An 11759-nucleotide genomic window follows, 5' to 3' on the forward strand; every position below is an offset into this window, starting at 1 on the left:
AAGTCACGCTTACTGATAACTATTTATTTTTGCTGGCTTCTTCGAGCGTTTCTTGCTTAGGATCAGTAGATTTATCCTTATTCTTGTCATCAGATGACTGAATGGTCGGATCAGGCTTCATTCCATAAGCAACCCGTACCTTATTCATCAACTCGTTGAAGCTTTCAGGATGTTGGTCAAACCACTTTTTGGCGTTTTCACGGCCTTGGCCAATTCGTTCCTTACCGTATGAGTACCAAGCACCGGACTTCTTAACTAAGTCTTTGTCGACAGCCATGTCTAGCAATTCACCGGTCTTAGAAATACCCTTGCCATACATGATGTCAACTTCAGCCCGTTTAAATGGCGGAGCAACCTTGTTTTTGACGATCTTAATTTTAGCACGGTTACCAATGACATTCGTGCCTTCCTTCAGCTGCTCACCACGCCGAACCTCCATCCGGATAGTAGAGTAAAACTTCAGGGCCCGACCACCAGGCGTAGTTTCAGGGTTGCCAAACATGACCCCAACCTTTTCACGGATTTGGTTGATAAAAATAGCAATCGTCTTGGTCTTATTGATTTCACCAGATAGTTTCCGTAAAGCCTGCGACATCAAACGTGCCTGCAAACCAACGTGGGTATCCCCCATTTCCCCTTCAATTTCAGCCTGGGGAACTAAGGCAGCCACGGAGTCAATGACCACGATATCAACCGCACCACTGGCAATCAAAGCATCGGCAATTTCCAGACCTTCTTCACCAGTATCTGGCTGAGAAAGCAACAAGTCGTTGACGTTCACACCTAATGCTTGAGCATACTGTGGATCCAGGGCGTTTTCAGCGTCGATATAAGCGGCCGTCCCACCTTGGCGCTGTACTTCTGCTACCGCGTGCAAGGCCACCGTCGTTTTACCAGAACTTTCTGGACCATAGATTTCAACAATTCGGCCACGCGGGTATCCACCAACTCCTAGTGCTTCGTCAATGGCCAGTGAACCACTAGAAACACTGGCAATTTGCGTATCAGCGGAATCCCCCATGCGCATGATGGAGCCTTTACCAAAATTCTTTTCGATTTTACGTAAGGCAGCATCCAGGGCCGCTTTTCGTTGATCAGCCAATTGTCTTCCTCCTAACGTTTTTAATCTCTGTCAATTATGATATCTGTTAACTAGCGTTTTGTCAAACAAATGTTCGCTTATTATTTCAAGCTTTGGTAAACCATCATCAAAGCGCTTTGCACTGCTTGTTCACGAACACTTTGCCGACCGTTGTGAGCTAACAAGTGCAGTAATTTGGTTTGGGTCTCTTGTCCTTTGACAGCCAGACCGAGCCAAACTGTCCCAGCCGGCTGACCTTCCAACGCATCGGGGCCAGCAACCCCGGTCAAACCGACACCAATGTCGGCTCCTACCGTGTCACGACATCCTTCGGCCATCGCGGCAGCTGTTGCTGAACTAACAACCCCATGCTCATCGACCGTTGCAGACGGCACTCCAATCATCTTCTCCTTCTGTTCGGCCGCATAAGTGACGAAGCCCCCGTCAAAAATATTTGAAGCACCGGGAACAGTGCAAATAGTGCTCTGGAACATCCCCGCCGTCAAACTTTCCGCTGCTGTAATGTGCAGAGAACGCTTTTTTAACATTTCGACCACCGCACCGGCCAGGGTAATGCCTTCGCCAGCACCAAAGAATGCGCCCGTTTCAATCTTAGCAATATCGGCTTGAGCACCATCCAGCTGCTGCTTAGCGGTCATTTCATTAACACCATGGATCGTCAATCGTACCTGGATTTCTAGCGGCTGAACATAGGAAGTGATCACGACTTGTGGCCACTTTTCCATTACCGGCTTCAGGTCATCCATTAATAATGATTCTGGTCGGCCAAAGAAATGGAGGGTGCGGCTAAAGATCGCCTTCTCCGTCCCATACTGTTTATTAAGACGTGGCATCAGTTCTTGGGTGACCATCGCCTTAAATTCGCGTGGTGGCCCTGGCAAAACAGCAACCACTTGATTGTTGTGCTCATACAAGGCTCCTAGAGCCATCCCAACAGGATTTGGTAACCACTGGCCGCCTTTCAAGTACATTGCTTGACGAACATTTTCCGCTGGAACATCTTCAATTCGTGGTTTGAGTGACTGTTTAATGGCCTGCCAGTGTTCATCGTTTAAAGCTAAGCTAGTGCCCAAAGCATCGGCAACTGCGGCCATGGTCGTATCGTCTGCCGTTGGCCCCAGACCACCGCAAACGCAAACCAAGTCGCTTCGACTTAAAGCGTGGCGGGTCGCTTGAACAATCCGCGATGGTTCATCATCAGTCGTCGTCTGCCAGCGAACTTCAACGCCGGCTCGACTCAGCTGGTCAGCTAAAAACTGGGCATTCGTGTTGGTAATCTGGCCAAGTGCAATCTCGGTTCCAATTGTTACAATTTCAGCATTCACACTTCATCACTCCCTACAATATATGTACGCTTACTCGTTCATATTTTACCGCAATTTTTATCTAAAAAGTTTGGCAAGAAAGAAAGACTCCCAGCTAGTACTGGGAGTCCTGAATTATCACCTGTCACTTTATTTAAACCCATCCTTAAAGACATCACGTCCCTGGTAGAAGTAATCAATCCCAGAGTAAATAGTGAAGAATAGGCAGATATATAACATGATTTGACCAAATGGTAAGTGGATTAAAGCAAAGAAGACGTTGTGTAAGAGCAAGAAGATAATGGCGATAAATTGAGTTGTCGTCTTAATCTTGCCTGGCATTTTTGCCGCCAACACAATGCCATCTTGTTCGACCAAGAGCAAACGCAGGCCAGTGACCGCCAGTTCACGCCAAAGGATGATAGCTGTAATCCAGGAAGGAACTGATCCAATCCCAGTTAGAACAACAAAGGCCGTCATCACAAGGATCTTGTCGGCTAGCGGATCGGCAAATTTCCCAAAGTTGGTGATCAGGTGGTTCTTCCGTGCAATCCGTCCATCAAGGTTGTCCGTGATGGTAGCGATAATGAACAGAATTGTTGCACCCAGTTCAGTGACCGGAATTGTAGCACCACCAAATGAAACGCTTCCCCAGGTACTCATCGGTAAGATCATCAAAATCAAGAAAAACGGAATGATGATCAAACGCATAACAGTTAGCTTATTAGGTAAATTCAACTTTCTTTTCTCCCCTCAAATTAACGGTTGCTTGCAGCAGTTGAATTGCCCCCGTTGTTTGTCGTTGTCTGCTGCCGGTTTTGTGTGTTCGTGGTGGACGACTGGTTACTATTAGTCGTTGTCGTCGTCCTCGTATTGGTAGTGCCAGTATTGGTAGTAGTCCGTTGGCCACTATTGCTATTGGTAGTTGCGCTGGTAGTCGTACTACCGCTGTTGGTAGTCGTCCGGCGAGCACTAGAACTGGTGCTGCTTGAACTCGATGATGAACTCGTGTTACCAAAGTGGATCGTAACCGTCCGCGTCTGTGGATAACGGTTGTTAGAAGTAAAGTCGATCGTCTTGCCACCCAGCTTCAGCTTAGTGTTAGCCGTCGTGCCGATCCGAATGACAACCGTATTAGCATTCTTAGCCAGCACAACCGTTTCCTTACCGTTGGCGTTCATCGTCTTGTTAAGACGCGTCGTGTTGTCAACGGCAACGGAATTGGCTGATTGGCCGGTTGTCGTCAATACCAACTGCGTGCTCTTCTTCAGTGACTTAGCATTGTAGGTCACACTAGTGCTGTTGCGCGATGCCTCGGTCAGTTTGACAGCACTGGTAGTCTTCTTCACGGTCTTCTTGCTAGATGAAGACGACTGCTTTTCCTTCTTGCTTGATTCACCAGAGACGGAAACAGAACTACGATCGATCTTCGTAGAATTTTCTTGGTGACGCACGATTGCCATAATCCAGATCACACCGAGAATCAAGACAACGATAACGGCGATGATGATCGTCGGCAAGTATTTGCGACGTGCTGCTTCCATCTGTTCAGCAGCTTTGTGATGACTGGTTCGCGTTTCAACCGCTTGGCTAATGTGTTCTGAATACTCATGAGTCTTGGTTTGTGGCAATTCGTCATCATACTGTTTCAGTAAATCGTCACCATCTAAGCCGACAGTGTTAGCGTACTGCTTGACAAAAGCACGGACGTAAAAGTCGCCTGGCAGCTGATCGAACTTATCATCTTCAATCGCGATCAGGTAACGCTTTTGAATTTTCGTAATCTGCTGTAAATCATCAAGCGTGTAGCCCTTAGCTTCACGGGCAGCCCGCAGTTTTTGCCCAACGTTAGTTTGCTTAGCGTTGGAACTTGGTTGTTCGTTTTCACTCATATTATTGATTCCTCGTTTTTTAATCAATTTTCATTGCTAACCTCAATTAGTATAGCATAAAGCCTTTTAAGGAAATGATAAGAAAGTACTTAATTCTGACGTAAGACTTTGTATGTAGTTAGATGTCCTGGTTTAATAAGCTGATTAATCACAGATGAGAGGTCATCGATGCTAATTCCTTTTAAACAAGCAATTTCATCAGTCAGCAAAGCATTATCATAAAGCTTGCCAGCAAAACGTTCGGCAACAGTTTCTGGAGAATCTAGCAAACCGATCAGCCGACCCAACCAGGCCCGTTTGATCATGTTAAATTGCTGACGCGAGCTGATTAATTCCTTATCTGCTTGGTCCAGGATCTGCCGCACACTATCAATGAATTGGTCATCTTTATCCGTCGACGTTGAAAAACAAGCAAAATGGAAACCACGCTGCATTTCGAATTGGTAACCAAAAGTATCGTCAATAATTCCTTGGTTATAGAGCTTGAGAAAGTTATCAGAATTTTCGTCGAAAAGCAGTGCTAACAATAATTCAGCACTCAAGCGGTATTTAAGACGCTCTCGCCCATTCTCAAATTGCTGTACGCCACGCAAACCAACCATCACTGAAGACCGATGCACCGGCATCTTGACCTGGCCACTAGCAATCACGTCATGACCGCTCGGGTCAGCAATCTTCAGTGATGACGGTCGTTGATATCCAGGACGAAATTCTTTGCGTGATTGGTTATCGCTGATCCATTCCATTGTCTGTTCAGGGTCCAATTTACCAACCACCAGCAGGCTCATATTAGCTGGCTGATAAAAGGCATCGTAAAGTTGGTACAAATCATCGGCCGTAATCTGCTGGATCGATCGTACCGTCCCGGCAATATCATTGTGCATCGGGTCATTAGGATAAAGATTGCCCATCATCCCCATATACAGGCGTTCACTAGGCTGGTCCTGGTACATCCGAATTTCGGAAGCGATGATTCCGCGCTCCTTATTGACCAAAGCCGGGGTAAAGTAAGGATCTTGAACAAAATCCAGCAAAACATCAAGACATTGGTGCAACTTACTGGTTGTGGAAAAGAGGTAGGCTGTTCGCGTAAAGTCAGTAAAAGCGTTGGAATCTGCACCCAGCTTACCAAAGAGATCAAAGGCATCGTGATCTTTTTTCTCAAACAACTTATGTTCAAGGTAATGCGACGTCCCCGCCGGCAAATGGACCTGGCTGCCATCGCTTAAAGTAAAATCAGTATCAACTGAGCCAACATCAGCACTCATAACAGCGTAGGTTTTGTGATAGCCTGGCATCGGCAATAGTTCGACACGTAAGCCGTTATCCAAAATACTCGTGTAACGGCTCATCCGCAATTGTTTATCAACATGCTTATTCATTCTGATCACCACCAAGGAAATAAACTGCCTGCAAACGCAAAAGGTTAGCGACATCAATAACTTCTTGCCGGCTAACCGCCTGTACGGCCGCCGGAACATCGATCAGTTCGCGGTGACGGCTCATTTCATTGACCAGGCGGTGTTCGATGATGTTGAGTGGCGAATCTAATCCCGTTAAGTAGCCGTTGATTAATCCTGCCTTAACTTCACTTAACTGATCATCTGTAAAGTCACCGCTCTGCAGATCAGCGACTTGCTGGGCAATTAGTTCACGAACGCGTTGATAATTTTCCGTCAGAATTCCCGTTTCGACAACGAGATGACCACCAAAGGCCCGAACTTGACTATCAGCATAATAAGCCAGTCCCGCTTTTTCGCGAACGTTCAAAAAGAGTTTGGAATAAGGGGACCCTCCCAGCAAACCATTCATCACTAAAGCTGCGTAATAACCTTGATCGCGATAATAAATTGGCAGGGCAAAGGCAGCATCTAATTTAGCTTGGCTAAGGGATTGGTGTTCCTCTAGCACTCGCAGGCGGTGATGAAATGGCTGATGGTAGTCAGCAATTGTCGTCAGTGCAGGACGCTCCTTCAGTGGCCACTTAGCAAGGCATTGTTTGACTAAATCGCTATCCACGTCACCGAGAACAAAAATATCGACCTGGTTAGTAGCCAACATTTCTTCGTATGTCTTGACCAAATCTGCAGCACTAACTTTAGCTAACTGGTCAAGTTCGCCGTAACTAGGGTGCCACATCACACTATCGGCATCATAATATTGCTTTTCTACTTGTTGATAAGCATAAAATTGTTTATCATCAGCAGCCGATTTTAAAATGCCAGCGAGATTATCACGCTGCACCTTCACCGTAGCTGGGTCAAAGCCATTCTGATCTTTAAGGGGTGAAAAGAGCAGTTCTGCCATCAAAGCCATCACTTGCTCAAACAAGTCCTCCCCTGCCTGATGATCGTTGATCATCTGTGCACGTAAACGAAAATTATGGATCTGACCGACCCTGGCAACGTTTGCGCTAAGGAAAGTTCCATAGAGATCGTCTAAACGCCGAGCCAACAAAGTTTGGGTTGGGTACTTTTGACAGCTGCTTTCCAACACGTTAGCCAGTAAATGGCGGGCAGTTGGATTAGTAGTGCTCTGTGGTGTTGAAAAGTTAACCACTACCGTCGTCAGTCGAAAACGATCGGTAGGTACAATGTGAAGATTGACACCCTGACGAATTTGATAATCCATTACCATTCCCCCTTTATGTCCATCATTGAATTGCAATTTTTTGTAAGTATAAAATTAAGCTCCCAGTATTTGCCAATACCGGGAGCCGAATTCTAATTGTTGCCGTTAACGTCGACCACTCAGCGACCAATTGAAAAGACGGCTGATTGGCCAGTAAAGTATCACAAAGTAAATCAGGTTAAGAGCCAGTGTTGGTGCTAAATTATAAACCAAAAAGTCACCAAAGTTAGCATGACTGATTCCGATAGCCGTATAAGCAAAATAATTTAGTAGTTCAAAGACCGTTAAATCAATAAAGAAAACCAATATGGTACTCAAAAAAGTACGGTCCAAAAGTTTTCCAAGCGCTCTCGTCATCATAATGACTGCTGGATACAAAAACATAAATAAGCCTAGAATTCCCGCATAGTATAAATCCGCCAAAATACCGACGATGACGGCCGCTCCCATTAAGGGTACGTCGATGTCTTCTTTAAAGAAGTAGGTAAACACCAGCCACAGCATTACCAGTTGGCTAGACATGGCATAAGGATATCTGAAAAACAGACTAGCACAGATCTTACTGAGACTCCCATCCAGAAAAAAGGCCACTAGCAACCCAATCGGAAAAACATATCTTAATCGTGAAAGACGATACATTAGTCACTACTCCTCTGAATCGAGCTCAGCAACCGTCACGATGTTAATTTCGTTAAAGTTGGTTGCCGGGGTAATATAAATCTTTTGTGCTAAACCATAGTCATCCTTGCCAACACGCGCAACGCGTCCGACATACAGGCCCTTAGGGGTGATGCCACCCATACCAGATGTCACAACTCGTTCACCCTTAGAAATCTTGGCTTTGGAGCTAACCTGACCAACTTCAAGCAAGTTGGTAGAAGAATTATAGCCAGTGATCACACCGTTAACGCTTTTGCCAGCTGAACCGTTAATGTGAATAGCAAAACGGTTAGCAGATTCGCCGGTGTCGCTCAATAATTCAACTTTTGAATTGGTCTTATTGACCTCACTGACACGGCCAACTAAACCGGCGCCAGATAAAACAGGCATATTCTTTTTAACACCACTCGTCTGGCCCTTATTGATGATCAGCTGTTGTTGCCAAGTTGATGGTGTCCGACTCAACACTGAAGCCGTCACTGTTGAATAATCAGTTAATGAGTGGTTCAATTTTAATTCTTGTTTCAGCTGTTTATTCTCACGCGCTAACGTTTGGTCACGAACCTGAGTCTGAGCTAGCTGAGTGACTTGCTGCTTTAATTCACGGTTTTCCTGATAAGCATTCATCAGTTCAGAAACAGAATCCATCCCGTGCTGTAAGCCATTGATCGGGTAAGCGACGACTCCGTCAGCAAATCCCACCACATCATTGCCAAACTGTTGAATCAGCGGCGGTGTACTGCGGCGATTACGCAGTGTCACTGAACCAGCCATTAATCCGAAGCACACGACCAGGATTACGACGAGGATCACAAGCCGGCGATTCGAGAAAAACTTATGCATTAATATCCTCCATCACTAATAACAATGAAACGGGGCTGGCAAAACTTATTGTTTTGCAGACAGCCCCGCTCAACGGTGGCGCAATCCACCATCAATTACTTTTTCTTCATTACATCAATGCTCTTTAAAGATTCACCAGTTCCGATAGCCACGCAATCCAACGGATCCTTAGCAATGAAAACTGGTACCTTCGTCGCATCGGCAATAACAGTTGGCAAATGCTTAAGCAAAGCACCACCACCAGTTAAAACAATCCCGTGATCAATAACATCAGCAGCAATTTCAGGAGAAGTATCTTCCAGCGTACCCTTGATTGCCACAATGATTTCATTAACCACATCCTGAAGGGCTTGTGAAACATCAGTAGCTGAAACTTCAATTGTCTTTGGTAGACCAGTCATTAGATCACGACCACGAATTTCGGTCGTGCCCATTTCAGCAGCATCTTTAACCGAAGCGGATCCAATGTCCCACTTCAGTTTTTCAGCCGTCCGTTCACCAATCAGGAGATTCTTTTGGTTACGAACAAAGGCCACGATGGCGTCATTCATCTTGTCACCGGCCATCCGAATAGAACGGCTGGAAACAATCCCACCAAGTGAAATAGTAGCAACGTCAGTGGTACCACCACCGATGTCAACAACCATGCTACCAGTTGGGTCCATCACTGGCAGACCAGCACCAATAGCAGCTGCAAATGGTTCTTCAATAACGTAGGCATCACGTGCACCCGCTACACGGGTGGCATCGATAACTGCCCGCTTTTCGACTTCAGTAACTCCCGTTGGGACACAAACCATGACGTATGGCTTGCTTGATTTCCTGCCGAGAGCCTTATTCATGTAATACTGAATCATTGCAACGGTTGTATCATAATCAGCAATAACCCCGTCCTTCATTGGGCGAATTGCCGCGATACTGGCAGGTGTGCGGCCAATCATGTCACGAGCTTCAGAACCAACCGCAACGATGGCATTTGTTTTGGTATTGCGGGCAACTACTGATGGCTCGCGAAGAACGATCCCTTTGCCTTCGATATAAACAATCGTATTGGCAGTCCCAAGATCAATACCAATATTAGTTGTTCCCATTCCTAGCAAAATTTTTCTTCCCTTCATATTAATTCGTTGTTGTTTTTGTATGAATTGTTTTCACTATCTGCAACATTATACCATACGCAAGCAGCAGTTTAACAGTGCTTACTATACAACAATTCAGGGTCTTTCCAAACAAATTTTACCAGCCATAAGAAAAGCTTAAGAACCTTAGCAAGCCGCCTCATTAAGAGATGCTTCTCGCCAACTGTAGTATTCACCCTTACCAATAATTAAACAGTCAATCAGGCCCAGCCCCAAAAGAGCACATCCCTTATCCAACCGACGCATCATGGCGAGATCCTCTGTGGAAGGCGCCACTTCACCAGTTGGGTGGTTATGGATCATCACAATCCCCTTTGCGTTAGATTGGAGTGCAAAGTGATACACACGATCCGGATACAGATGGCAATCTGATATACCGCCGCGAAAGAGGACTTTCTTAGCGATAAATTCGTTGTGAACATCAGTTAATCCAATAATCACTTCTTCCTGCTGGCACGCAGCCATTTCTTCCACTAAGTCGTTGCCAAGCTGGTTGCTAGAATAAGCATGCCCAATTATCTCATGCGGGCAGGTCAAGGCCAGCTGTCCTAGCCGAATTGCAGCTAGTAATGGTCCCATCACTGCTTCATTTTCTTCCAGCAATGAGGATTCCTCTTCGGCGCTGAGATTACGTAACTGGTTAGCACAAGGGCAGCAAGCTAAAAATGATTGGCGCAAATGAGTACCATTTGGAATTCGAGCAAAATATTCACGCAACAGCTTATGATAGCAATGTTGAAAGTCAGCAGCTGTGGCATCTTCGGGCACTGAGAATAAACACGTTTTTTTCTTTTTTAGGTTTAACATAAAAAATCCTCCCTACATTTAAGTACGGAGAATTCAGTGATAAGTAGCGAAATTAATCGAAAAGATGACGGACGTCCGAAATAAAGTATAACGAACCCGTGACCAGCAAAACGTCGTCACTACTAATGGAACGTGCCATTTGGGCAAATGCGATTTGCCAATTATCAGCTACCTGCATCGGATAACGGGTTTTAATCTCTTTGACCACTTTGCCGAGGTCGGCACTCGGCCGCTTCGGGCCCGGACCGGCAAAATTAGTAACGGTAATGTGGACGTTCGGCAAACTAGCCAGCTCACCGAGCATCAAATCGTATTGCTTGTCTGCCAGAATAGCCACCAACAAGTAAACATCACGATCCGCAAAGTCATCGCGAATGGTGTGGCATAAAGCCTGAATTCCCGGTAAATTATGGGCACCATCTAAAATGACAAGTGGCTCATCATTCATCACTTCCAAGCGTCCTGGCCAACTTGTTTCAAACAATGCTTGACTGAGGGCCTGCCGATCAATCCGCAAGCCAGCATGCTGACAAAACAGTTGGACTAAAGTGATCGCCACCCCAGCATTAGCCACCTGGTAATCACCACCCAAACCTAAGCGAGCCTTAAAGTGGTGCAATTGCAAACCATCATAATTAATTTGGCTCCGAAAAGCATGGCCATTGCTTTTCTTCACTTGAAACTCAACGCCGGCTTGGTACAGCCGAGCATGTTTTTCTTGTGCGGTCTGCTGAATCACCTGCAGTGCTTCAGCTGGCAACTGGCCAACCACCATCGGCCGTCCCTCTTTGATGATGCCGGCTTTTTGCTGAGCAATTGCGGCCAAGGTGTTGCCTAAAATTCTCATGTGATCGTAGCCAACGGTAACGATGGCCGTGGCCACCGGATCCTCAATCACGTTCGTTGAATCATAGAGGCCACCAATGCCAACTTCCAAAATGACCACATCAGGCCGGACGTCAGCAAAATATGAGAACATGATGGCTGTATCGATCTCAAATTCCGTAGGACCGCCAGTTGGCAATGTTTGATCAAGTTGATCCACTACTTTAGCCACGCGCTGGGTGTATTTAACTAAATCTGCATCGCTAATGGGCTGGCCATTTAGCTCGATCCGTTCATTGAATTTCGTGATGAAGGGTGAAGTAAAGGTGCCCACCGTCAGTCCTTGCCCCATCAGCATTTGCCGCGTCATTGCAACGACCGATCCCTTACCATTCGTTCCCGTGACGTGCAAATAAGTTAATCCCTTCTGTGGATTGCCCAATGCCTGTAAAAATGCCCGCATTCGCTTTAACGTAGGTATCTTTTTGAATTTTGTCCGGCCATGAATAAAGTTCAGGGCGTCCGTCACCGTTTTTATTTCTGTCATCATCGTGCC

General features: G+C 46.0%; 11 protein-coding genes. All 11 read right to left on the minus strand.

The features are described from left to right. Positions 1-19: 19 nt before the first annotated feature. Positions 20-1102 (minus strand): recombinase RecA, encoded by a 1083-nt coding sequence (recA, locus tag AB3114_RS03860; RefSeq protein WP_367341950.1) that lies wholly within the window; start codon positions 1100-1102, stop codon positions 20-22. An 80-nt stretch (positions 1103-1182) separates the two neighbouring features. Next, entirely contained in the window at positions 1183-2427 is a 1245-nt protein-coding gene (locus AB3114_RS03865) for a competence/damage-inducible protein A (protein ID WP_367341951.1), read from the minus strand. A gap of 129 nt (positions 2428-2556) precedes the next feature. Then, complete coding sequence (pgsA, locus tag AB3114_RS03870) at positions 2557-3144, minus strand: CDP-diacylglycerol--glycerol-3-phosphate 3-phosphatidyltransferase (RefSeq protein ID WP_367341952.1); 588 nt, start codon at positions 3142-3144, stop codon at positions 2557-2559. A 20-nt stretch (positions 3145-3164) separates the two neighbouring features. Then, positions 3165-4298, minus strand: coding sequence for a helix-turn-helix domain-containing protein (locus tag AB3114_RS03875; protein WP_367341953.1), 1134 nt, complete (start codon positions 4296-4298; stop codon positions 3165-3167). Positions 4299-4387: 89 nt separating this feature from the next. Then, on the minus strand, positions 4388-5680 hold the full coding sequence (locus AB3114_RS03880; RefSeq protein ID WP_367341954.1) for a M16 family metallopeptidase: 1293 nt from the start codon (positions 5678-5680) through the stop codon (positions 4388-4390). Next, entirely contained in the window at positions 5673-6929 is a 1257-nt protein-coding gene (locus AB3114_RS03885; RefSeq protein ID WP_367341955.1) for a M16 family metallopeptidase, read from the minus strand. The genes AB3114_RS03880 and AB3114_RS03885 overlap by 8 nt, the downstream gene beginning before the upstream one ends. Positions 6930-7034: 105 nt before the next feature. Continuing rightward, positions 7035-7568: a rod shape-determining protein MreD gene (mreD, locus tag AB3114_RS03890; RefSeq protein WP_367341956.1), complete on the minus strand. Its 534-nt coding sequence runs from the start codon at positions 7566-7568 to the stop codon at positions 7035-7037. Positions 7569-7574: 6 nt separating this feature from the next. Beyond that, the gene (gene mreC, locus AB3114_RS03895; RefSeq protein WP_367341957.1) at positions 7575-8432 is read right to left on the minus strand and encodes a rod shape-determining protein MreC; all 858 of its coding nucleotides are present in this window, start codon (positions 8430-8432) and stop codon (positions 7575-7577) included. A 95-nt stretch (positions 8433-8527) separates the two neighbouring features. Further along, entirely contained in the window at positions 8528-9532 is a 1005-nt protein-coding gene (locus AB3114_RS03900) for a rod shape-determining protein (RefSeq protein WP_367342112.1), read from the minus strand. A 165-nt stretch (positions 9533-9697) separates the two neighbouring features. After that, positions 9698-10378, minus strand: coding sequence for a JAB domain-containing protein (locus AB3114_RS03905; protein ID WP_367341958.1), 681 nt, complete (start codon positions 10376-10378; stop codon positions 9698-9700). 52 nt (positions 10379-10430) lie between these two features. After that, the gene (locus AB3114_RS03910) at positions 10431-11750 is read right to left on the minus strand and encodes a folylpolyglutamate synthase/dihydrofolate synthase family protein (RefSeq protein WP_367341959.1); all 1320 of its coding nucleotides are present in this window, start codon (positions 11748-11750) and stop codon (positions 10431-10433) included. Between the last annotated feature and the right edge of the window lie 9 nt (positions 11751-11759).

Origin of the sequence: Limosilactobacillus sp. (assembly GCF_040772465.1) — a bacterium.
Lineage (GTDB): Bacteria > Bacillota > Bacilli > Lactobacillales > Lactobacillaceae > Limosilactobacillus.

Excerpts from the sequence above, each read along its gene's own strand:
- AB3114_RS03905 (WP_367341958.1), bottom strand. The coding sequence starts at position 10,378 with ATGTTAAACCTAAAAAAGAAAAAAACGTGTTTATTCTCAGTGCCCGAA.
- mreC (WP_367341957.1), bottom strand. The coding sequence starts at position 8,432 with ATGCATAAGTTTTTCTCGAATCGCCGGCTTGTGATCCTCGTCGTAATC.
- AB3114_RS03885 (WP_367341955.1), bottom strand. The coding sequence starts at position 6,929 with ATGGATTATCAAATTCGTCAGGGTGTCAATCTTCACATTGTACCTACC.
- mreD (WP_367341956.1), bottom strand. The coding sequence starts at position 7,568 with ATGTATCGTCTTTCACGATTAAGATATGTTTTTCCGATTGGGTTGCTA.
- AB3114_RS03910 (WP_367341959.1), bottom strand. The coding sequence starts at position 11,750 with ATGACAGAAATAAAAACGGTGACGGACGCCCTGAACTTTATTCATGGC.
- AB3114_RS03880 (WP_367341954.1), bottom strand. The coding sequence starts at position 5,680 with ATGAATAAGCATGTTGATAAACAATTGCGGATGAGCCGTTACACGAGT.
- AB3114_RS03875 (WP_367341953.1), bottom strand. The coding sequence starts at position 4,298 with ATGAGTGAAAACGAACAACCAAGTTCCAACGCTAAGCAAACTAACGTT.